Origin of the sequence: Thiomicrorhabdus sp. Kp2 (genome assembly GCF_000478585.1) — a bacterium.
Classification (GTDB): domain Bacteria; phylum Pseudomonadota; class Gammaproteobacteria; order Thiomicrospirales; family Thiomicrospiraceae; genus Thiomicrorhabdus.
Map to the genome: position 1 here is coordinate 684602 of NZ_ARWI01000001.1, position 22249 is coordinate 706850.

Consider the following 22249-nt stretch of genomic DNA (forward strand, 5'->3'; position numbering starts at 1 on the left):
CAAATCTTACAAATCCAATTAAGTATTATTATTCAAATACTGCATCATGCCGTCCGCGGCAGATATGGCTTTAGAATTCATTTCATAAGTACGTTGCGCTTCGATCATGCCAATAAGCTCTTCAACCGTATTTACGTTAGAAGCCTCCAAAGCACCTTGCGTTAAAGCGCCTGCTTCTGCCGTTTGCGGATTATTAATATTAGGCGTGCCACTCGCTGTCGTTTCAGAGAAGAAGTTATGGCCTAAAGACTCTAAGCCTGCTGGATTAATAAAAGCTGCTAATTCAATTTGACCGACTTCATTTAAGTCTACGTTTCCAGGCTGACTAACTGAGACAACACCATCACGTGTAATCGAAATTTCTGTGGCATCTTGAGGAATATTGATATTCGGTTCCAACAAGTAACCCGAAGAAGTCACGACATCCCCATTCTGATTCACCTCAAATGAACCGTCACGGGTGTACATTAAATTTCCTTCTTGGTCTAACACCTGAAAGAAACCTTTACCCTCAATGGCAATATCCAACTGATTGTCTGTCACCATCAAGTTACCTTGAGTGTGAATTTTTTGCACACCAACTGCTTTAACCCCTGTACCCAACTGTAAACCAGAAGGTAAGGTATTGGCCTCGTCCTGCGAAGCTTGAGCGCCTGGTTGACGAATATTTTGATATAACAAATCATCAAACTCAGCTCGCCCAGTTTTATAACCGTAAGTATTTGCGTTCGCCAAGTTATTGGAGATAGCCGCTAAACGAAACTGCTGAGCCTCAAGACCCGTTTTTGCAACATATAATGCTCTATTCATTTTCTTCTTCTCCTAAATTAACGTAACGACAACAGTGAGTCTGATTTCTGGGCATGGTTCTTGGTGGTCGACATCATTTTCACCTGCATCTCATACTTACGTGATAATTCAATCATATTCACTAAAGCTTCAGCGGTATTTACATTACTGGTCTCTAAAGCACCACTAATGACCTTAACTGGCTCTTGAATAACAGGATCCGCCCCCTCTTTCAAACGAGCATAACCATCCAATCCTTTTTCTAAATCCGATGAGGCTGGTTTCACTAATCGAACGCGGTCTAATACCACCAACTGATTACTCGGTGAATCGGCTGGTACAATCGAAATTGTGCCATCATCACCGATTGTAATGGTTTTAGTTGGCGGTACATTTATTGGCGTACCACTTTCATTTAAAATAGGGTTACCCTTAACATCAACCAAGTTACCGTTCTCTAACACTTGCATACTGGCCGTTCTGACATAAGCTTCATCACCATTAGGTGCTTGAATTCCAATAAAGCCTTCTGACTGAGTCACAATATCTAAGTCTCTACCTGTCACTTTTACCGCACCAGGCGTAAAGTCCGTAGCAGGCCTTTCATCAAGAGAGTATGCTCGTGATTCCCATCCTGGACCTTGAACATGTTGCGCTCTAAAAATATTAAAATCTTTTTTAAAGCCATCGGTATTTGCATTGGCCAAATTATTTGAGTTATTTGCTTGTGAAAGCATCACCTCTTTGGCTCCGCTCATTGCGATATACAACATACGATCCATGACAGTTACTCCAGGATAATTTTATTTCTAGTCAAAGATGGGGTGAAAGCTGAACAAACCTTCACCCCAGTTTTTGAAACACCTATTTAAATGAGTCTTACGCTCGAATGTGTTTCCCTTATGTGTTTAGCGAAATCGTCTAAAAATTGACACGCTATTTTTGTTCACTGAGTATTTAGCAGAGACTATGCCAAAAACAATATAAATAAAGACTAAAGAATTTAGAAAATCGCCGATAAGCTTATATAGAGAGGTTTTGTAGAGATAAAAAAGCCGGCAAAAAGTTGCCGGCAAGACCAGAAAAGGGTAAAAAATTTAAATTACAAGTTTAAAATTGTTTGCGTTAATGTTTGTGAAGTTGAGATTACCTGTGCCGAGGCCTGGTAAGTTCTTTGGGTCTGAATCATATTCACGAGTTCAGCTGCCGTATCAACGTTTGAGTATTCTAATGACCCCGATACAATAGAGCCAAAACCGTTATTTTCAGGCTGCCCCAACTGAACAGCGCCCGAAGCAAAAGATTGTGCATAAGTTTGGCCACCTAATTTTTCCATTGCATTTTTATCTGCAAAGTTCGCTACCGCTAATTGTGCTACAGGAATAGAGCGACCGTTGGAATAACGTGCCTCAATTACACCATCTGCAGCCGTCGTTAACCCTACCAAGTCACCAATAGAGTAACCATTTTGTGTTGTACCACGCTGGTTATAGCTACCAGCAAATTGGCTCATATCACCAAAATCAAGTGTAATACCCGCTAAGTCACCTAAAGGATCAGTTGCACCAGTAACAGGGTTATCAATAGCAAAATTCAATGCTGCTGAGATTTTTACATCAGGCGTTGCACTTGTTGGATCAAATGCCCCTAAATACTCGCCATTGGTGTCAAAACGCAGTTCAAAAACCTGCCCTTGATCACCTGATCCATCATCTACATGTCCTGTGTAGGTTACATCACCTTGTTCATTTGTTGCCGTAATTGAATACTGAGCAAGCCATGAAGTATATTTAACCCCAGAACCTAGTGCCGCTGGGTTACCATCTGCATCAATTAAAGATGCCGCTTGATCGACGACTTCATTTTTATAAAAGTTTGCATTTAAGGTATGTTCACCACCTAAACTGTCATGAATGGTCATCGGATAAAAGTAATCTGGAAAACCGTCATAAGCATTAAGGTTATCATCACCAGGCGTAGTTAGCTGACCAATTGAAGCACCTACAGATACACCAGCAGAATCAACGTTTTCAACTTCTTCACCGTCTAGATTGATATCGTAGATCATTTCAGAGGTTGCATTTGGTTGTTTATTTAACGCATCTAAATCAATCGAATCCAAGGCCGTGCTAAATACAGGATTCGCTTCAGTCGATAGGGTTTCATTCAAAAGGTAGCCTTGTACTTTATTTCCAGACTGATCGGTTAAAAAACCATCTTTATCTAGTTTAAACGAACCATTACGAGTATAGACATTGTCATATTTGCCTGTTTGGTCTTCTAAAACAAAAAAGCCTTCGCCATTCATGGCCATATCAAGCTCACGCCCCGTACCATTTACTGTACCCTGGGTAAAGTCTTGAGTAATGGCCTCTACTCGAACACCTGCTCCAGGAGAGTTTTGAGCACCTGCAAACATATCGGCAAACTCAGCTCGTGAGCTCTTAAAACCCACCGACTGTGAGTTGGCCAAGTTGTTAGAAATAACCGCTAATCCAGACGACGCTGCATTAATACCGCTTAAAGCATTTAAATCAAATGAAGCCATGATGACTCTCCCATTCTATTTGTGTTTATTAATTTATATAAACTGGCACAGATAAAAGGTGCTCGTTTATTTGTTATTTATTGTTTGTATTGTTCTGTATTAAATTTAAATTTAGTTATTCTGGGATAATGATTAACCACTAATTTCACGAACCGTATCCATGGTTACTCGCTCACCCGTTGCCAAAGTGAGTGTCATTCCACCACTCGAATCAATACCAACTGAATTGACTCTTGATGGCACAACAGTATTGATTGACTGCAACTCTCCATTCGCATCAGTTCCATAAGCGGTTAAAGAGTAAACACCCGATGACTGAGCGCGATCAAAGTTATCCAAACCGTTCCAATCGACTATTTTTTCACCCGCCTGAATATCGTCGATACTGAGCTCCTTCACTACACCATTTGCATTGCTTATAACAACAGTAACATCGGTCAAAGGTTCGTCTGAAGATAACCTAAACTGTGAAACAGCATCTTGAGTATGAGAAAAATCTTCCCCATCGACCTGTACATTTTTACCAATAATGGATGCCGCTTGCATAGTTTGCAAATTTTGAAATCCTTGCGTCATGGCCAAAATAGATTCATTCATTTTAGTTGTCGCTTCCAACTGACTCATTTGTGTTAGATCTGTCACAAAGGAAGTCGGATCCATCGGTTCTGAAGGGTCTTGGTTTTGCAACTGAGTGGTTAATAACATCAAGAAATCTGCTTGTCCCATCACATTATTTGGAGCAGATGAACTCGGATTAGAGCTTTGCTGCATTGCTTCCAAATAATCTGTATTACTGGTTGTTACACCTGGAAAATAATCTGCCATAAGTTACTCCTTAGCTCGCCTATTGGCCTAATTGAATGGTACGTAGCAACAACTGCTTTGACGTATTCATTACTTCAATATTAGTTTCATATGAACGTGATGCAGACATCATATTTGCCATCTCTTCCACCACATTGACATTTGGCCGATAGATGTATCCTTTATCGTCTGCCATTGGGTGACTTGGGTTGTATTCCATAATCGATGGAGCCTGACTTTCAACAACTTCTTTTACTCTTACCCCACCTGTTGGTTCATGCATATTTCCTTCAAGAATCGTTTGAAAAACAGGCTGCTTAGATTTATAGGTTTCGTCTTTATTTGAGCTAATACTATCGACGTTCGCCATATTGGAAGCGATAGTATTTAAACGAACCGTTTGCGCATGCATTCCAGAAGCAGAAATATCTAAAATTTTGAACATTGACATCTTTAACTCTCCTTATTCAGAGCTTACTCACCACGCAGTGCGCCACGAATTCCTGAAATTTTGCCGTCTATAAACTCAAGCGTTGCCTGCTGCTGCATGGCGTTTTCCATAAACTGCGCTTTTTCAATATGGGTTTCAACCGTATTACCATCTAAAGCGGGCTGGGTTGGCAATCTATACTGTAAATACTGAGATGTTGAAGTAAAACCGTCACCACTAATATGACCAGCATCGGTTTTAGTCATTGTCGTTTCGTATGGACTTTTCATTTGTGAGCTGGCATCGTGCATCGCTTTTCTAAAATCCAAGTCCTTGGCCTTAAAATTTGGCGTATCTGCATTAGCGAGATTGTTTGCCAACAACTCCGCTCTTTGCGTGCGCACCCTTAAAGCCGCTTCATGGATACCAAATATAGACTCTGCCATCTCACTTCCCTTATTAGGTCAATCTAAGTAGGTGTTTTTTTGACACCTCATTATTTATTGATTAGTCCATAGCAACAGAGATGCCAAACTTTAGTTTTTTATTTTAAATCGCAAATAAAGGCTAAAGTTTTAATTAAAACGACAGTTATCGGCCGCTTTTCAAAAACTTTAATAAAAAAGAGGAAAAAATTGCCACCCTGGTAAAAACAACAAATAAACCACGTGGTTACAATCTATTTTTGGAGTTACCAGGCCTGGTAACTTTTTCAAAATAACTAAAAACAGAGTGAAAAAGGTATAAAAAAACCTGCATTATGAAGTGACCCCAAAAAGTTGGACATTTTAGTTAAACGGCACTTAAGGCCTGATTTCGATATTCTATCGGAGTCAGGCCTTTTAGTTTCACCTTGATTCGTTTTGTATTGTAATACTCAATATAGTCTTTAATTTCTTCCATTAGATGCTCAGCACTATTGAACTTCTTACGATGATACATCTCGGTTTTGAGAATGCCAAAAAAGTTCTCAGCAACCGCATTGTCTAAACAGTTCCCTTTTCTTGACATGCTCTGAGTTAATCCATGCTTTTTTAGTAGCTCCTGAACATCACCATGCTGATACTGCCAACCTTGATCACTGTGGAATATGGGTTTAACTTTGCCTGTTAACTTACTCATCGCTTCTTTAAGCATGTCCGTCACCAGTGGAAGCCGTGCACTCTTGGCCACTCGATAACTAATCACTTCTTGGTTAAACAGGTCAATCACGGGGGATAAGTAAACTCGCTGTTCTCCGACTTTAAACTCCGTGACATCGGTTACCCATTTTTTATCCGGTGCATCAACATGGAAGTTTCTTTGAAGCATATTCTCGGCAATTCGGCCTACTTGACCTCTATAGGATCGGTAACGCTTTGGCCTGACGAATGACTTTAAGTTCAGTTCTTGCATTAAACGTTGAACGGCCTTCTTGTTTAAAAAGTGACCTAAGCGCCTTAATGCATAGGTCATGCGTCGATACCCATAACGACCTTTATGCTCATTAAAGAGTTGTTGAATCGCTCTTTTAACGTCCGCATAACGATCAGGCAGCGCACTGCGAGCCTGATGGTAATAAAACACACTGCGTGCAAGCCCTGCAGCCTTGAGAAGATGTTTAAGTGGATAGAACTTTCTAAGCTGATCTATGAGCCCTGCTTTTTCTTGGTTTGGCGTTCTTTTTCCTGAAGCAGGGCATCGAGCTTTTTTAAATAGGCATTCTCCGCTCGACGGTATTCGAGTTCTTCTCGTAACTCTTCTAGGCTCATTTGTTCGGTTGGTTTAATGGTTTCTTGCTTTTGGTTTTTTTTCATTTTTCTACCCTGCTTTTTAGGCTGCAAGCCTGAAAGGCCGAACCGTTCGAATTGAGTGAGCCAAGTAGAAATCGTACCTGGAGAACTCATGTTATGGACAATACTGGTATAACTAATAGACCAGTTATTTTCACGCATGTGTTTTAGGATACGATATTTGTCTTCAAAAGAGTATGGTGTGTTTCGTTTGATAAACGCATTTTGACCATGGAAACGATAGACTTGTGTCCAGTAACGGATATAGCGATCTGGAATACCGAGTCGCTTGGAAATGGACAGACTGGATTCATGAGAAAGGCATTGCTTAGCAATCGCCAGTTTAAATTCTCGATTGTATTTGGACATGAAAAACCCCCAAAGTTGGTGTCCAACATTTGGGGGTCACTTCATTATGCAGGCCTTTTCTAAAAAAATAAAATGTCAAAAAACTACCAAGTCTTAACCACATCACCAATCTGTACTAAACCTTTTTTGGCGGTTAACTCTGCAATAGCAAACTTAGGCATGATTCGAGTAATCTTCAAAAATGCGCCTGGCACCTGATCAATACCCAGGTTCAAACCACTGAAACGAACAGGCCTTCCAGTTTTATGATAAACCGCTAAGTCATCACCGACTTTAGCACCTGAATTTGCATTAAGGTATATCACATACTCATTCTCTCGCACATCAATAATCTCACTTTCAAATGATTTACAATGCAGGTAATCAATTGTATCAGTGACCTCTTGTTCAAGCAGTGCGTGAAAAGCTTTGCCTGTATTGGTAGCAAAAAAACTATTCGTTCCGAAAGGTCGATCTCGGCCTACCGTAACCTCACCATTTACATCAAAACCACCACGAGATTGATGAACCAGCTCATTTTTCATCAAATCAACAATATACCAATCCGCTTCAATGTAACGACTTGTAGGCTTCACTTGCAAGTTATAGAACCTTTTTACGTCATTCATCATGCCGCCATCTTGGTGTGCAGACATAGAACGTAAAGCTGTTAGCAATAAATATTGAGCCCCCGTTTGGTTTCGAATAGATGTGATTAGCTCTGGATCTAAGTTTGGAGCAACTTGAACATTTGGCTGAAGATCCACCGCCTGCTTTAATAAGGTGTGATTTTTATACCCTTGATTACGAATTCTTCTCTCCAATTCAAGCTGGTAACCGTTTAATAAATTTGAGATATCATTGGCTTGACTTGCATGTGGAAACACAACAGGCGCAACCGCTAATCGCGTTTGATATTGATTGCCAGGTAAATTAGTACAAACACCACGCTCTTCGGTTAAACATACACGCATCGTAACTTCATAATTTAAAGGTTCTGTTTTAGTTTTGCCATACATGTCATTTGGGTCTTCATACCCCTCTTTAAGTACATCAAAACTTTTGACTTTACTGTTTGAGATAAAACGACTGCTATCTAATTTTAGCTGGTAAGACTCAACCGACTGATCCGTTTTAACAACGACATTATTTTTTAAACTCGCCTGTTGCAAAGCATCTCTAACCGCCATTTTCCTGGCAAACGCTTTACTTACATCTTTAGTGCTGGCTGAGCCTTTTACAACAACACATTGCTCTTGATTTTGTTGATTTTGTAAAAGCCCGTTATTGCTTTGGTTGTGTTTACCATTATTGCCTGACAAAGCATCAGAAGAAGGATTCTGGATATGACCTTCAGCTTCTTTTTCAACGCCATAATCTACAGCGCATTTTTGCTCTGGTCGATTGGGGTTTTCAATACACTCATCCTCATATTTTTGGTTGGCTTGTGCCATATTGACACCACCCCAAAATAATAAAGACAAAACCACTGCTCTTGCTATTTCTTTATACATTTGCAACTCTCTAGGCCTGGTGTTGCTTAACTTGATTCACTTCATCAATTCGATTAACAATCGTCGTAGCTAACTCATCAGAATGCCACTTAGACAAGAAGACATTTGCACCCACTTTATCGGTTAGGCTTTCATTAAAACCACCACTTAATGACGAGTTTAAAACCACAAACAAGTCTTTTAAACGATCGTCTTTACGAATACTGGTTGTTAAGGTATAGCCGTCCATTTCTGGCATTTCAATATCTGAGATTACCATTAATACACGATCACTTACCCTAGGTGAGATTCCTTTATCCGCTTCATCTGCCCATTTTTGCAAAAACTCTAGGGCTAATTTCCCGTTATTGAGAATCTTATGAGCGATCCCCATTTTATCTAAAATATTTTTTAACTGAGTGCGTGCAACAGTAGAATCATCCGCCCCTAAAACAAAATAATCTTGGTTCTTGGTTTTACTAATATGTTTTGAAATAAATTCATCTGACATCTCAGTGGCTACGCCTGAAACCTCGGCCAAAACTTTTTCAACATCTACGATTTGTACAATCTGATTTTGTGCTCGAGTAATACCTGTTAAATAATTCACATTTTGCAAACTATCTGGCGGTGCCAAAATATCTTCCCAACGCAAGTGCACAATACGGTCAACATCCTCAACTAAAAACCCCTGAATTGAGCTATTAAATTCCGTCACAATCGTTAAGCTATCTGAATATTTTTCTGGATTGACTGGCTCCAAATCCAAGGCCATCGCCAAATCAATCATCGGCATCGTCTGACCACGAATATCAGCCACACCAACCACACGAGAATCGGCCTTAGGTACTGAAGATATTTCAGGTGTACGAATTACTTCCCGTACTTTGAACACATTAATACCAAACAGTTGCTTTCCTTTAATCGTGAAAAGAAGTAATTCCATTCGGTTCATACCTGCCAAGGATGTTCTTTGATCAACCCCTTTTAAAAAGCTCGACATGTTAACGCCACCTTATTCCATTAAATCGATATTTATTATTATTCACGAGTATAACGTAAATCTTTTTGTAATCTGTAGTTCAAATTAAAGAACTATTACCTTTTCGCAAAAGTAATTTATCAACTAAAAGCGACTAATCCACAAAGTTTTTTTTGATATTCTTGCAAAAAACAACCTAACTGGGATGGCTTTCAAACAACACATTACTCATGTTAGACTGACGCCATGAAACATATCAAACAATTCGTTATCCTATCGTTATCACTCTGTTTACTGTTGCCATTTTCTAGCACCTATGGAAACGAAGAGCAGAGTGTAATCACACCTCAAAACAAGAGTAACACGACCGCCTATCAACCATTGGATGAGATCCATCAATTAGTCACAAATCATGTTAAGCAAAAAATTGACCAAAAAATTTTTGACGCTTCAATACAGCTTCGAAAACTCACCCCAGAGTTAAAGATTCCGCTGTGTACATCAAACCTAGAACTGCTTGATAAAGACTTAAGCAATATCGCTGGAAGAATGACTATCAGTGTTTTTTGCCGACAACCCAAATGGCGCGTATTTGTGCCTGTTACGGTAGAAGGAAAACAACCTGTTGTTATGACAACTCATGGAATACTAAAAAGAGCCGTTATAAAAGAGGGAGACGTTAAGCAAGTACTGCTTAATTATAAAAGAATCCCTTCAGGAGGAATGGTTGATGCTTCTAAAGTCATTGGCATGAGAACGAAAAAAGCCATTGCACCCAATACCGTTATTAAGGTACGAGACTTACAGCCTCCCTACTGGGTATTTAAAAATAAACAAGTCAATATCATCACACGAATTGGTGGGATAGAAGTTAAGACGCGTGGTACAGCATTAGAGAGTGCCGTGGCCGATGAACAAGTACCTATTAGAAACAATACTTCAGAAAAAATCATTAAAGGCATCGTTATTGCTCCAAACACGGTATTGGTTCCATAATAAAAAAAGAAAAAAATAGTCTTTTTTTCTAAAGCTTTCAATTATTTGCCGATACAAATTGTAGAAAGAATAAATAATGCTGTTAAAATAACAGCTAATACCAGGTGTGAGGCCAGAAAAATGGATATTAAAAACTTAACAACTAATGTCGCTGCAAACCGTAACAATGACTCGGTAAAACAGTCTATTGCAGATTTGGGCGAAAACAATAAACATGCTTCAAGCATGGCGACAGACAAAGTTACTTTAACAGGTGTTTTATCTCAGGTTATGGATTTAGAGAATCAGTCTAAAAACGTGAATATTGATAACTCTGAAAAAATTGCCGCCCTTAAAGCTTCTATTCAAGATGGTTCGTATCAAGTTAATACCCAAAAAATTGCAGAAAAGCTCATTCAAACAGAAGCCCTATTTGCAAAGGCTTAATTTTAGATTATGACAAATAAAACAAGTGAACTACATTCAAAACAATTTACCTCACACATTGAAGAATTACTTCACTTGTTAGAAGAATTTTCTAATATTCTTGACTCTGAATCGGATTGTATAAAAAAAAACCAACCCGAAAAACTGTTAGAAGTAGCCGCAATCAAAAGTGATATTGCAAATCAATTAAACATATCAACAAAATCGATTGAAATCATTTTAAAGCCACTCAACCTAAACATTACTACTCTTAGCCAGAGTAATGAATTTAAAGCTTTAGATCAAAGCGTACAGTCAAACCTGAAGACCTTAGTTCCTAAAATAGCAGCCTGCCAAGATAAAAACCTAGCCAATGGTATGTCTATACAAATTTTAAGCAATATCAATCAACACACTTTAGATTTAATATCAGGCAAACAACAAGACGTTAAATTATACGGTTCAAGCGGCGAAAAAACCCGTACAGGCAATAAACAAAGCAACCTTGGCAAGGCTTAACCTAGCAAGATTCCTTCTCTTTTTCTTCCTTCTACAACCATTTTTCTTATCATCCTATTATCTGGCTTATTTAGTGCTTATACGTTTAGATAATTATTTCAAATAGCAAAGAGTTTACAAACCCTAGGGCTTTTTGTAATAAACTATCGCAATAAATTCTGAGTAATAGAAATTACTCAATTCACAGCCTTTGATAAGATTAGAGAGATACCTTATGCGTAAAGACCAACGTTCATACTATCGAATTGACGTCATCATGCCTTGTAGTTACCGTATTTTAACGCTCCAAGAAGCTGAACAAACCCTACTACCTACATCACCAGATTCTAAATACATTGAAGAGTATTTTATGGAGAATCTTACACAACTTGACGAACAGATTAATGAGGTCATCTCTCACATTAATCAAAAAAGTTCTTTACTCGCTACCGCACTGACAGCGATGAACAGTAAAATAAACTTTATGTTACAAACCATTGATGAGAAGCAACTTGCTAGAGCAATTCCCCAGCGCTTAGTAAACTTAAGCGGAAGCGGCATTGCCATAGACATTGAAGAAGAGGTTCAAATGACCGATAAGATTGACCTCTTAATCAAACCACTGGCCAATGAGTCCCCGATTTTAGTTCGCTGTGATATTGTGAATATTAGCCCTCTTACAGACGGTTCACCTGGTTCGACTATTTCACTGTCGTACCAAGCACTTGCTGAAGATGATCGACGAAAACTGGTTTACTTTATACAAGCAAAAGAAATTGAATTTGCCCAAAAGAAACGCCAACAAGAACAAAAAACAAGATCGTAAACACTCCACAAGTTTATAAATTTTTATAAAACAAAAAAGCCCTGTTAATAACTAACAGGGCTTTTTGTTTTTTGAGTAAAAACTAAGTTAAGTAGCTTAGATATCAGTAAGCCAGCTAGGGAAAAGCGTAGCGTTTGTCCGCTCTTTCCACTTTCTTATCTGAGTTCTCATCTTTTAATAGTTTAGATAATTTTTTTTCTATAGCGCTGATTTTTGCCAAACCTTTATCAACCCTAGCCGAACTTTCTTGCTGGGATTTTTCTGAAGTTTTTATCGCCTTTTCTTGCTTGGCAACCTTGCTCTCTAAAATTCGAACACGCGTACTGATACTTGCCGCATCAGCAACACTTTGCCACATAAACAATGAAAGAATCATCACAACAAATATTGGTTTAATCATAACTTACCGTTCCCTACTTATCACACCGTTCATATCATTATCACCAAACAAAGATACCAGGCCTGGTAAGTTTAATAAGTACTTACTTTGTAAGCCGTTTCTGGATCAACAGCTTCATTTTTGGACGCACTGTATACAAAAGCTTCTTCAAAAAATCTTTTGTCCACATACACTTCCAACACCGTTTCATAGTTTTGATCAGCCATTGGAGTAACACTTACCACTCTAGCCCCTCTTACCACTGCATTTACACGCGCTCTAAAGCTGTCATTTTTTGCCGTTAAGGTAGATACCGAAGTATTACTGTCAATTTTGATACCATACAACTGTTCTGCCAAAGCTCTGTAGGCATCCAATTTTGACGAACGAATTGCCATCAACCTTCTTTGTCCTTGTGTGTAAGCCGCATAGGTACTTTCAGCCCCATAACCGATACCTGTAATTTTTAATAATTCAGGTTTTTGCTCTGGTGCTGGTGCAACGACATTTGCAGTTTGCGCTGGAACTACTGTTACTGTTTTAGGGTGATGAACACAACCTGACAATGCCAAGCTAGTCGTCATTCCAGCTATTAATAATGTATGTTTTTTCATGGTTTATACTCCACTTTTACTCAAATATTTACTCAAAAAATGTTTTACTTTTTTACTCAAAATAATAATACAAGCTATTCACATGGCTTAGATGAACCAGAACAATCTAAATGATGAATATCGTAATATTGTCCAAACTCATAACTTTTTTCAATCTGTTTAGTGGAATAGTAGTCTGGTTTTTTTATGGTATTCACCTCTACTAAACCGACATTTTTTCCTAATTGAACTGTTTGGCTTTTAATATCTTTCAAAAAGCCATTACTACTGCATGCGGTTAATAAAAACGTAGATAACACACCGATTACCCCTATCATTTTCATTGAAACCCCCTACATCTTATGGGTAAGAATCCGTTACCGACTGATCATAGAAACCACCATCAGGTGCGTTATATTTGTATCTATTTGTATTTTGTTCTTGTTTTTCTAACTCTGCTTTTTCCGCTTTTTCTGCTTGCTCAATTAACACTTGTTTCTCTACGGTTTTCACACTGTGGATCAACGAAGCATATTGCGCCTGAATTTTTTTAACGCGGTTATTTACTTCATCAATGCGTCGTTGAGCCGAAATTATTTTTTTATTCACTGAACTGACTTTATCCATCAATTCGTTGGTTTGCGGTACAGGAACAGCATGATTGACTTCAGGCTGTTGCGGAACAGAAGGTGTTGTTGGATTTGCCTGCGCATTAACTTGCACAGGTGTTTTGTTCGCCTCCAATCCAAGAGGGTCAAGCACTTCAACTTTCTCTGCGGTCGCTTTGCCATCAAGCTGCCCAATATCAGCGGTTAACTGCTCTAATTGAAAATTGATAGCATCGAGTTTTTTCTCAACAGATTTAGCCGTTTTTTCAGCCGACTCTGAAGCAAGTCCACTTTGCTCAGTTGACACCTTAATCGATTCAATCAAAGTTTGTGTCTCTTCGTCCACACCCGCTGAGGAGGCGGCTAAAGCGCCCCATACACCAATACCTATTCCAACTAGCACTAACACGCTAAGAATAGAACCAAATATAATGATAAGTTTTTTAATAGAATCCATATCTTCTGCCGCCATATTGGAATTTTTTGATGCTTGTGCTGATGCACGCTTTGATAAAAAATCATCTGTATCTGAAACGGAATCAACAGGTGCATTTATTACAGGTGCCACATCGGGTAAAGAATCCGATTCCACGTCCTGCTTTACCGTTTGTTTGACTTCTGAAACAGGCTCAGATACAGCAATCACTTCAGGCTCTTGATCAGTATTGGCGACCAAGTCATCTATAGAGTCTAATAGATCGTCATCGACCAAAGACTCGTCAGAGCCTGGAGAAGTGCTTGGCTTCTCTTCTGGTTCATCCATATCAGCATCACTTGGCAAATCTGAGACAGCCTCAAGCTCTGCTTCATCTAATAAAGCATCTATACTTTCGAGATCATTAGGATCAAATGTTTCGTCTGTAGTCGCCACTCATCGTTCCTTAACCATATCTTTAACTATGTACTAAATCACATAACTAGACATACATTCACTATTAGCAGAGTTGGTTAGAAAGAATTTGTTTTATCAGGTTATTCTGATTGCGTAACAAATTTTTCGAAGAGACCGTTATCTGCCCAATAAACATCTGGCAATAAATGAAATTGTCCATTGGCATTACGAAGATAAACTCCGTATTCCGTTTCGACCAAACTATCAATTGTTGAAGATAGGCTTGGATTTTTGACAATTTCAATCGCCACTTGTCCTAAAGCATAAAACAGACCAAGATTTGAGTTGAGATGTGAATTATCACTATTTTTTTTAAGATTTGGGGCTGAATGGGAAGGTAAAATCACAAACGTTTGCTGTAAAGCATCCATGTGACTCTTTATGTAACTAGTTGATGGCGTTTTATTTGGATACCAAATATGAACAATGGATTCTTTGATTGGTAAAAAATTAAGATAAGGAGATACTTGAATGGCCTCATTTTGTGGAATAAACGAGACAACGGCCTCAATATCCTGTCTCACTCTAGGCGAAAATTCAATTGACTCTTTTAATAGGGATTGCAGAGTATTTTTTCGCTGCCTGGATAGTGTCACATTCAAGCCTTCATCAATGGATTGCCCAACCGTATTGTCTACCTCTTTTAAAATATAATCCTGGGCTAAATGAAAGTTTGACCAGGCCTGGTTAAATGCCTTCTCAAGCATTTGAGAGGATTCATCCCTATTCTTTAATACCAATATTCGCTGATAAGCTGATTGATTTAACGTTTGAAATACTTGCTCTAAGCCAGCTAATTTACTTGGGGAAAGCGTAAATTCATAGCTTGTAAACGTGGTAATATCGTTGAAATATAATGCTTGTACACCTGTTTTAAGCGCTTGCCATTGAACCACTTTATCTTTCTCGAGCGGCCCAAAAATAAAATCTGGATCGTAATACTTTAACACTTCCCAAATCTCAAAAGCGGAGTCATAAATGGCGGAATCTAAGGCAATTAACTTCCCTGAAAAGCCCGCCCTTCTTAGCCCCGCTTGGAGCGATTGTTGAAGTTCACTCCCTGCTTGTGCATAGACGCCAGAGACTGGTAATACAATCGCCACAACAGCATTTTGATTATGCATTGGAAAGTCGATTGATTTGAGATGAGAAAATAAAGAAAAGAACGAAGAGGTTTTCTTAGGCACTGAACGAATGTAACGCTTTAGGTTTTCTACCCTAACCTTAAATTCGGGGAGAACGAATTGTTTATCAAGCTGAATTAAGTATTGCTCAACCTGCTGAATATCGCCATTCTTTTTGGACATTTCAGCTCGCAAAATCAAGATTTCTTGATCTAACCTTTTGACCTGTTGCAAACGTGAAATAGACAGATTTTGAGAACCATTCGAATTTTTTTTCTCTAAACCATAATGATTTCTAGGGTTTGTATCTGGAAAAAACTCATCCCAACTTTCAGCATAGGCAAAGCTTGCCATAGGCAAGCTACTGATTAAGCAAACAAACAAAAAGAGCATGATTTGCATTTCTTATTCCTTTGTCAAAATCAATATCTGCAATTTAGCCGATTACGAAATTTAAGAAATATTAAGTGATTTAGAAACAATTTCATAAACATCTTTTGAAAGTGTATCTGCATTTACAATCACATTTAATGATTTCTTCATTAACTGTTGACGCTTCTCATCATATCGCTGCCAATGTGTAAAAGGTGCAACAATTCGAGCTGCCACTTGAGGGTTAATCGAATCGAGTTTAATCACTTGTTCTGCCAAGAAAGCATACCCATCACCATTAGCTCTATGAAAACCTAACATATTTAATCGCCCAAAAACACCCAAAACACTTCTAACTCTATTTGGATTTGTATATGTAAAATCCTTATGTTCAACCAATGCTTTGACATGTTCTAACGCATGAATATGGTGTGATGCGGCTTGCAACGAAAACCATTTATCGATAACCAAAGAGTCCTCCTTCCATCGATCATAAAAAGCATTCAAGCAAAACTCACGCTCAGCACTGTCTGTATGAGAAAGCGACTCCAAGGCGGCCAACGCATCAGTCATATTATGACTTGTTTCAAACTGCTCCAAACCTAGACTGACATGATTATCTTTACCTATTAAATACTGTAGACACACATTTTTTAATTTTCGATTTGCAATATCTTGTTTTTGATACTGGTATGAAACAGAAGTACTACTTAAAGTTTCATATAACGCTTTGAAAAACGTTTCAAATTGATTGACTAATTCTACTTTAATCCAGCGATGCACATGGTAAATCGCATCGATATTCACCTGCTGATATTGCTCTCCAATATAGGTTAAATCTGGTAAAGTTAAAGCTAAAGCTCTTAGAGCATTATCAAGACAATGATTACTTAACACACCTTTAAATGCGCTAAGAAAATGTGAAGAGAGCCTTAACTTGCTCCCTGTTTCATAAGCTTGAATATTGCGTTTAACCTCTCTTAAAGCCAGTTTTTGCATTGACTCCCACTGCACAAAACTGTCTGTATCAAATTGAATTAGACTGGCTAAATCTTCATCACTCTGTTCAAAATCCAAAATAACAGGAGAGGTAAACCCCCTTAGTAGGGACACAACAGGTTCTTCAACTATATTGCCAAAAGTTACTGTCTGAGATAGTTTTGTTAAAGAGATAAGCACTTCGTTTGCCATTAATGAAACCGAATCCTGACCATCAAGAATAACATCTAACTCTAAAAGTTCTCCCGCTTTTGAGAAAAGCGCTAACTTAACAGGCATAAGCAACGGCTTAAAGTTATCCGATAGAGAGGGGATTGTCTGAGTAAATTCAACTTTCAAGCTTTGGGCTTTATCATCATAAACAACATCGACTTTTAAAACAGGTGTTCCATTTTGAACATACCAGTGATGCATTTGAGATAAATCAATATTATTGGCATCTGCCATTGCATTTCTAAAGTCATTTACCGTCACAGCTTGACCATCATGCCTTTTAAAATACAAATCCATACCTTTTCTAAAACCTTGCTCACCAAGTAAAGAGTGATAAAGCCTGACGACCTCAGCCCCTTTCTCATAAACGGTCATAGTATAGAAGTTATTCATCTCTATATAAGATTGTGGCTGTATAGGATGCGACATTGGACCTGCGTCTTCAGGAAACTGGTTACTTCGTAAACGTTTTACATCCTCTATACGCTTAACTTCTGGGGATAGCATGTCCGCAGTAAACTCTTGGTCTCTAAATACGGTCAAGCCTTCTTTTAGAGTCAACTGAAACCAGTCTCTACAAGTCACTCGGTTGCCTGTCCAATTATGAAAGTATTCATGCCCAATAACCGCTTCAATGCCTTCATAATCGACATCAGTTGCCGTCTCAGGCTTGGCCAATACAAACTTAGAGTTAAAAACATTTAACCCTTTGTTTTCCATAGCCCCCATATTGAAATCATCAACCGCAACAATCATGTAAATATCTAAGTCATAAATAAGCCCAAAACGTTCTTCATCCCATTGCATTGACTTTTTAAGGGATGTCATTGCATGCTCACACTTATCTATGTTTTTAGGTTCAACATAAATCCTCAAATCTACATCACGATTATCTGCGGTGCGAAATGTATCCTGAATACATTCCAGATTACCTGCTACTAACGCAAATAAATAACACGGTTTTTTAAAAGGATCTTCCCAAATAGCATAATGTCTATTATCGGCTAACTCACCAGACTCAATTAAATTACCATTAGAAAGTAGCACTGCGTTTTCTGTTTTATCGGCAATGATTTTGGTTGTAAAAAGAGTTAATACATCAGGCCTATCCATAAAATAGGTAATTTTTCTAAAGCCTTCTGCCTCACACTGTGTGCAATAATTACCACTGGTTCGATACAATCCTTCTAAAGCTGTATTCTTTTCAGGAGCTATCTCAGTTTTGATAATTAATTCAAATTCAGATTGGCTTGTTAACGGAATAATTAGGTTTTCTTGAGTTTGCTGACAGAGCTGTATAAGCTCTTCGCCCTCCAGTAAAACGGATAACAATTTAAGGTTTTCACCATCCAGTATCAAATGTGTTTGATTTGATAAATTCTTAACCTGCATTTGATTTATCACTATGGTCTCTGTAGTTTTCAAATCAAAGGTTAAATATAAGGCATTAAATTCAAACTCAGGCGCCTGATAGTCAGACAAATAATGGACAACGGGTGTATCGTTTTTCATGGGTAAACTCAGGTAAATTAAAACAAAAAAGCCTTCCTGACATTATGACAGGAAGGCCTTAAAAATACAGTTTGATTGAATTAAATATTCAATTAGTAAGAAAACTCTGCGCGACGATTTTTTGACCATGCATTTTCATTATGCGCTTCATCAACTGGGTTATCTTCACCAAAACTAATCACTGTAATTCTACTTGGGCTAACGCCTTCTGCAACTAAAGCATTTTGCACAGCCTTAGCACGACGCTCACCTAATGCCAAGTTATATTCACGTGTACCACGCTCATCACAGTAGCCTTTAATTGTTAAAGAAGCATTAGACTCTAATGCCATATAGTCAGCATTCGCCTTAATCAACTGATAATCATCAGGGCGTACATCCGAACGATCAAAGTCAAAATGAACAACTTTACCGTCAATCATTGCTTTAAGTTCCGCTTTTTTAGCCGCTAAATCGGCTGCTGCTTTTTCAGCTGCTGCACGTTTTGCCGCTTCAATATCTGCATCAACTTGAGAAGCTGCAATTTCTTTACTATTATCATCTTCTACATTTTTTGGTGTTGAACTACAACCAATTAATGTTAAACCCAAAAAACCAACCAAAAATAATTGTGAGATATTTTTAAAAGACATTATCTAAATCCTAAAATTTATTAAAAAAGTTAAATTAAATTATATACCGATTCACGTTTAAAAAGCCAATTGTTATAAAAGTAAAAATTTAACAGCTATAAAAACAAACTTTCTAGCAAAAGTTAACGGATTGAATAAAAGCGATATATTACAGAAGAGATATAAAAGACCCCGGCCTATTGACCGGGTAAGCGGGCTACATTATGAAAAACGCAAATCTAATAACCGCGTCTTCATGGAGTAATTACACCACAGCCATTTACAATTCAAATTGATTTAAATCAATAAAAACTTCAAGAATAAACAAGAATAAAAATTAGTTAGTACATTCCCACTTAACCAACTTCTTTGCATACATCGCAACTACTACTGATTCCTGCAATTGTTTTTAATTGAGCCTCATCATAGATGATGACTTCTTTTTTCTTCCAGCTAACAACATGTTCTGAATTAAATCTCGCTAATATACGAGAAACCGTTTCTGGTGTTAAACCTAGATATAATGCAACATCACGATGAAGAATACTCAGACGAAACTCATCATACGCATAACCTCTTCCCTTATACCTCTCAGCCATATTCCAGATAAACTGTGCAACCCTTTGGTCTGCATTTCGTTTGATCAATAACTCTGAATGCATACGTCCATCTTGCATTTTTTTGCTCATCACCATCATGATTTGCTGATTGAGATTAGGAATTTTCATTGATAATTCGTTAAGTTCGCTATAAGGAAGAGTGCAAACACTTGTACTGTCCAGTGCAACAGCATTATATAGATAGTGTTGTTCAACTAAACCATCAAAGCCAACAACATCACCTGGCAAATAAAAGCCATGAACAATTTCTTCACCTGAATCCGAATATGAATAAAGCTTTATCACTCCCGCTCTAATAGCAAAAATTGAGTTAAACTTTTGACCAGCTTCATACAGATGTTGATTCTTTTTTAAAGGTGATTTTCTTTCTACAATATTATCTAAACGATCAATATCAGATTTTAACAATCCCGTGGGAAAGCATATTTTCTGCAGCCCGCAGTTTAAACAGCTGGCATTAAAAGCAGATTTCATTTCATTCATAGTAGCCCTAATGAATTAAGTGTATTTATAGTCGTTATTATTTTTGTTTTTTTTGATTGTATCGTTTTTATTTTATTTGTCATCTTTTTGAAGATAAATTTCATTTTTATTGTGCTTATGCACCTATAAATTTTCATTTATTACAATTATTTTTTTATACCTAAAACTATTGCTTATTTTTTAAGCAATCTAATATTTTGTCGCTACTTTAAAGCACTTAAAGCTTTTTTTATAACTTTACACACAAAGTTATCCACAGGTTTTGTGGAAAAGAAATGAATTATCAACACTCTATAAAATACCACTATAAGCATTACCTATAACCTTTTATATTCAACATGTTACTAAATAAACATAAACCTTTTATTAAGTTGTAAAAACTAAGTCAACATAAAACCTTGTCAAGCTTTTTTTATATTTATTCACCACTGAATTAAAAATACATGTTTTACATCGTTTTTTTGTGCTGTGTTAGAATTTGTTTCATTTTTTAATACTTAAAGAGACCTTTGCACGAATCAACATTTGGAAAAATAGCCAAAACTTCCCTAATTGCTGTTGAAAAACTTGTGAATAGCTCACTATTCACTGTGTTACCCACCTAAATTAGGAAAATTTTGCTCATTTTTCTCTTGCAACATACTCGTGAAAAGCCCTCTTTAAGAGTTAAGTTAAGTTCAATTCAGCCCACATCATCAAATCAATATTATGGAAGAAAGTATGGCAAAAATTTTAGGCGTTGGAAATTCACTACTCGATATTATTTTGACTGTTGAACACCACCCACAAGAGGATGAAGAAATTCGCGCTCAAAATAAGCAAATTTCAACTGGTGGAAACGTTAACAACACTTTATACGTACTCAATCAACATGGACACCAAACAGATATTTGCACATCAATAGCCGCAGATTCTGAAGCAAAACAACTACTGACAGGTCTAACAGAACGTAATATATCAACCGAACATACACAAAAGTTTATCAAAGGCCGTACTCCTACCTCTTTTGTAACACTTAATGCCCAAAACGGTCACAGAACGATTGTTCACTATAGAGATTTGCCTGAAATAACTTTTGATTTTTTTGCCAAAATTGAGATTGAGGAATATGACTGGTTACATTTTGAAGGACGTAACATGCCACAACTCCCTGGCATGATTAATATCGCTAAAACTTTCCTGACTTACCAACCTATTTCATTAGAAGTTGAAAAACCTCGTGAAGGGATTGAAGAACTCTTTGCCAGTGTAAACCTCATTATATTCTCTCACCAATATGCAAAATCAAAAGGTTTTTTCAATGGCGAAGAGCTGTTAAATAGTTTAAACCTGCCCAATGCTAATCTTGTATGTACCTGGGGGATTGATGGTGTATGGTTTAAAGCCATTGGCGGTTCAATTGAACATATTGAAGCAGAAAAAGTAAGCCCTGTCATTGATACCCTGGGCGCGGGCGATACCTTTAATGCAGGGCTGATTCATTCTTTGCTTGAAAAGCAATCACTTGCAAATGCCGTTAGCTATTCTAGCAAACTTGCCGCAAAAAAATGCATGTTACCAGGCCTGGATAATTTATTAAAAGAACATAAAACCGCTAAAGCATTAGCCAATATTAAACAGCTTAGCAATGCTAAGACTACAATTGTCAAATCAGAAGCAGGCCAATCTTTTGTCTTAATTAAATATGAAAATAGCGTACGCTGTTTTGTTAACAACTGCCCGCATCAAGATGTGCCATTAGATGAAGCCTATAAAATTGATGTAAACCCGTTTGAAAAAACCATGAAATGCTCTGTACATGATGCCTATTTTAATATTGATGATGGTCTATGTATTGACGGGCCTTGCTGGGATGAGTCTTTAACAGCGGTTGCGATTAAACTGGATGAAAATGGAGATGTCTTTCTCGCTTAACAAACAACATTAAGACGACATTTCCTTACCATTACAAA

At 37.7% G+C, this 22249-nt stretch carries 23 protein-coding genes; 5 read left to right on the top strand and 18 right to left on the bottom strand.

Features of this window, described 5'->3' with window-relative positions; translation table 11 throughout:
- Positions 1-18: 18 nt before the first annotated feature.
- From flgG to A379_RS03320, 10 genes are all read right to left on the bottom strand, one after another.
- Positions 19-810 carry a flagellar basal-body rod protein FlgG gene (flgG, locus tag A379_RS03275; RefSeq protein ID WP_040725708.1) on the bottom strand — a complete coding sequence of 264 codons (792 nt, stop codon included), beginning with the start codon at positions 808-810 and terminating at the stop codon, positions 19-21.
- A 17-nt stretch (positions 811-827) separates the two neighbouring features.
- Entirely contained in the window at positions 828-1571 is a 744-nt protein-coding gene (locus A379_RS03280) for a flagellar basal body rod protein FlgF (RefSeq protein ID WP_040725709.1), read from the bottom strand.
- 320 nt (positions 1572-1891) lie between these two features.
- Positions 1892-3337 (bottom strand): flagellar hook protein FlgE, encoded by a 1446-nt coding sequence (locus A379_RS03285; RefSeq protein ID WP_040725710.1) that lies wholly within the window; start codon positions 3335-3337, stop codon positions 1892-1894.
- A 132-nt stretch (positions 3338-3469) separates the two neighbouring features.
- Entirely contained in the window at positions 3470-4162 is a 693-nt protein-coding gene (locus A379_RS03290; protein WP_040725712.1) for a flagellar hook assembly protein FlgD, read from the bottom strand.
- A 19-nt stretch (positions 4163-4181) separates the two neighbouring features.
- On the bottom strand, positions 4182-4592 hold the full coding sequence (flgC, locus tag A379_RS03295) for a flagellar basal body rod protein FlgC (RefSeq protein ID WP_040725713.1): 411 nt from the start codon (positions 4590-4592) through the stop codon (positions 4182-4184).
- 23 nt (positions 4593-4615) lie between these two features.
- Positions 4616-5017, bottom strand: a complete 402-nt coding sequence (gene flgB, locus A379_RS03300) for a flagellar basal body rod protein FlgB (RefSeq protein ID WP_040725714.1) — start codon at positions 5015-5017, stop codon at positions 4616-4618.
- Between the two features lie 346 nt (positions 5018-5363).
- A complete protein-coding gene (locus A379_RS03305) occupies positions 5364-6290 on the bottom strand; it encodes an IS3 family transposase (protein WP_106381679.1) in 927 nt (308 codons plus the stop codon).
- Complete coding sequence (locus A379_RS03310; protein WP_040725716.1) at positions 6200-6712, bottom strand: helix-turn-helix domain-containing protein; 513 nt, start codon at positions 6710-6712, stop codon at positions 6200-6202. Before A379_RS03310 ends, A379_RS03305 begins: the two co-directional genes overlap by 91 nt.
- Positions 6713-6795: 83 nt before the next feature.
- Entirely contained in the window at positions 6796-8205 is a 1410-nt protein-coding gene (locus A379_RS03315; protein ID WP_051144976.1) for a hypothetical protein, read from the bottom strand.
- Positions 8206-8215: 10 nt separating this feature from the next.
- On the bottom strand, positions 8216-9187 hold the full coding sequence (locus A379_RS03320; RefSeq protein WP_040725718.1) for a chemotaxis protein: 972 nt from the start codon (positions 9185-9187) through the stop codon (positions 8216-8218).
- Positions 9188-9412: 225 nt separating this feature from the next.
- Between A379_RS03320 and flgA the strand changes: the two genes are divergently transcribed.
- The 4 genes from flgA (at position 9413) to A379_RS03340 (ending at position 11891) form a co-directional block, all read left to right on the top strand.
- Positions 9413-10162 (top strand): flagellar basal body P-ring formation chaperone FlgA, encoded by a 750-nt coding sequence (gene flgA / locus A379_RS03325; RefSeq protein ID WP_040725720.1) that lies wholly within the window; start codon positions 9413-9415, stop codon positions 10160-10162.
- A 120-nt stretch (positions 10163-10282) separates the two neighbouring features.
- Positions 10283-10588 carry a flagellar biosynthesis anti-sigma factor FlgM gene (gene flgM, locus A379_RS03330; RefSeq protein WP_040725722.1) on the top strand — a complete coding sequence of 102 codons (306 nt, stop codon included), beginning with the start codon at positions 10283-10285 and terminating at the stop codon, positions 10586-10588.
- 9 nt (positions 10589-10597) lie between these two features.
- Positions 10598-11086: a flagella synthesis protein FlgN gene (locus tag A379_RS03335; RefSeq protein ID WP_040725724.1), complete on the top strand. Its 489-nt coding sequence runs from the start codon at positions 10598-10600 to the stop codon at positions 11084-11086.
- Positions 11087-11300: 214 nt separating this feature from the next.
- On the top strand, positions 11301-11891 hold the full coding sequence (locus A379_RS03340; RefSeq protein ID WP_040725726.1) for a PilZ domain-containing protein: 591 nt from the start codon (positions 11301-11303) through the stop codon (positions 11889-11891).
- Positions 11892-12006: 115 nt separating this feature from the next.
- Here A379_RS03340 and A379_RS03345 read toward each other — a convergent pair whose 3' ends face one another.
- The 8 genes from A379_RS03345 to fnr all read right to left on the bottom strand — a co-directional run bounded on the left by A379_RS03345 (position 12007) and on the right by fnr (position 20297).
- Positions 12007-12291: a hypothetical protein gene (locus A379_RS03345; RefSeq protein ID WP_040725728.1), complete on the bottom strand. Its 285-nt coding sequence runs from the start codon at positions 12289-12291 to the stop codon at positions 12007-12009.
- 71 nt (positions 12292-12362) lie between these two features.
- On the bottom strand, positions 12363-12884 hold the full coding sequence (locus A379_RS03350; RefSeq protein ID WP_040725730.1) for an LPP20 family lipoprotein: 522 nt from the start codon (positions 12882-12884) through the stop codon (positions 12363-12365).
- Positions 12885-12958: 74 nt separating this feature from the next.
- Complete coding sequence (locus A379_RS03355; RefSeq protein ID WP_040725733.1) at positions 12959-13207, bottom strand: hypothetical protein; 249 nt, start codon at positions 13205-13207, stop codon at positions 12959-12961.
- A 16-nt stretch (positions 13208-13223) separates the two neighbouring features.
- Complete coding sequence (locus tag A379_RS03360; protein ID WP_040725735.1) at positions 13224-14342, bottom strand: hypothetical protein; 1119 nt, start codon at positions 14340-14342, stop codon at positions 13224-13226.
- 101 nt (positions 14343-14443) lie between these two features.
- Entirely contained in the window at positions 14444-15889 is a 1446-nt protein-coding gene (locus A379_RS03365) for a penicillin-binding protein activator (RefSeq protein WP_040725736.1), read from the bottom strand.
- A gap of 51 nt (positions 15890-15940) precedes the next feature.
- Positions 15941-18583, bottom strand: coding sequence for an aminopeptidase N (gene pepN, locus A379_RS03370; RefSeq protein ID WP_040725738.1), 2643 nt, complete (start codon positions 18581-18583; stop codon positions 15941-15943).
- A gap of 92 nt (positions 18584-18675) precedes the next feature.
- Positions 18676-19215: a peptidoglycan-associated lipoprotein Pal gene (gene pal, locus A379_RS03375; RefSeq protein WP_051144977.1), complete on the bottom strand. Its 540-nt coding sequence runs from the start codon at positions 19213-19215 to the stop codon at positions 18676-18678.
- A gap of 335 nt (positions 19216-19550) precedes the next feature.
- Entirely contained in the window at positions 19551-20297 is a 747-nt protein-coding gene (gene fnr / locus A379_RS03380) for a fumarate/nitrate reduction transcriptional regulator Fnr (RefSeq protein ID WP_040725740.1), read from the bottom strand.
- 720 nt (positions 20298-21017) lie between these two features.
- Here fnr and A379_RS03385 point away from each other — a divergent pair.
- Positions 21018-22211 carry a PfkB family carbohydrate kinase gene (locus A379_RS03385; RefSeq protein ID WP_040725742.1) on the top strand — a complete coding sequence of 398 codons (1194 nt, stop codon included), beginning with the start codon at positions 21018-21020 and terminating at the stop codon, positions 22209-22211.
- Positions 22212-22249: the final 38 nt, after the last annotated feature.

Excerpts from the sequence above, each read along its gene's own strand:
- flgG (WP_040725708.1), bottom strand. The coding sequence starts at position 810 with ATGAATAGAGCATTATATGTTGCAAAAACGGGTCTTGAGGCTCAGCAG.
- pal (WP_051144977.1), bottom strand. The coding sequence starts at position 19,215 with ATGTCTTTTAAAAATATCTCACAATTATTTTTGGTTGGTTTTTTGGGT.
- A379_RS03350 (WP_040725730.1), bottom strand. The coding sequence starts at position 12,884 with ATGAAAAAACATACATTATTAATAGCTGGAATGACGACTAGCTTGGCA.
- A379_RS03355 (WP_040725733.1), bottom strand. The coding sequence starts at position 13,207 with ATGAAAATGATAGGGGTAATCGGTGTGTTATCTACGTTTTTATTAACC.
- fnr (WP_040725740.1), bottom strand. The coding sequence starts at position 20,297 with ATGAATGAAATGAAATCTGCTTTTAATGCCAGCTGTTTAAACTGCGGG.
- A379_RS03385 (WP_040725742.1), top strand. The coding sequence starts at position 21,018 with ATGGCAAAAATTTTAGGCGTTGGAAATTCACTACTCGATATTATTTTG.
- A379_RS03310 (WP_040725716.1), bottom strand. The coding sequence starts at position 6,712 with ATGTCCAAATACAATCGAGAATTTAAACTGGCGATTGCTAAGCAATGC.
- A379_RS03320 (WP_040725718.1), bottom strand. The coding sequence starts at position 9,187 with ATGTCGAGCTTTTTAAAAGGGGTTGATCAAAGAACATCCTTGGCAGGT.
- flgA (WP_040725720.1), top strand. The coding sequence starts at position 9,413 with ATGAAACATATCAAACAATTCGTTATCCTATCGTTATCACTCTGTTTA.
- flgB (WP_040725714.1), bottom strand. The coding sequence starts at position 5,017 with ATGGCAGAGTCTATATTTGGTATCCATGAAGCGGCTTTAAGGGTGCGC.
- A379_RS03365 (WP_040725736.1), bottom strand. The coding sequence starts at position 15,889 with ATGCAAATCATGCTCTTTTTGTTTGTTTGCTTAATCAGTAGCTTGCCT.
- A379_RS03285 (WP_040725710.1), bottom strand. The coding sequence starts at position 3,337 with ATGGCTTCATTTGATTTAAATGCTTTAAGCGGTATTAATGCAGCGTCG.
- A379_RS03290 (WP_040725712.1), bottom strand. The coding sequence starts at position 4,162 with ATGGCAGATTATTTTCCAGGTGTAACAACCAGTAATACAGATTATTTG.
- pepN (WP_040725738.1), bottom strand. The coding sequence starts at position 18,583 with ATGAAAAACGATACACCCGTTGTCCATTATTTGTCTGACTATCAGGCG.
- A379_RS03335 (WP_040725724.1), top strand. The coding sequence starts at position 10,598 with ATGACAAATAAAACAAGTGAACTACATTCAAAACAATTTACCTCACAC.
- flgC (WP_040725713.1), bottom strand. The coding sequence starts at position 4,592 with ATGTCAATGTTCAAAATTTTAGATATTTCTGCTTCTGGAATGCATGCG.
- A379_RS03340 (WP_040725726.1), top strand. The coding sequence starts at position 11,301 with ATGCGTAAAGACCAACGTTCATACTATCGAATTGACGTCATCATGCCT.
- flgM (WP_040725722.1), top strand. The coding sequence starts at position 10,283 with ATGGATATTAAAAACTTAACAACTAATGTCGCTGCAAACCGTAACAAT.
- A379_RS03315 (WP_051144976.1), bottom strand. The coding sequence starts at position 8,205 with ATGTATAAAGAAATAGCAAGAGCAGTGGTTTTGTCTTTATTATTTTGG.
- A379_RS03280 (WP_040725709.1), bottom strand. The coding sequence starts at position 1,571 with ATGGATCGTATGTTGTATATCGCAATGAGCGGAGCCAAAGAGGTGATG.
- A379_RS03345 (WP_040725728.1), bottom strand. The coding sequence starts at position 12,291 with ATGATTAAACCAATATTTGTTGTGATGATTCTTTCATTGTTTATGTGG.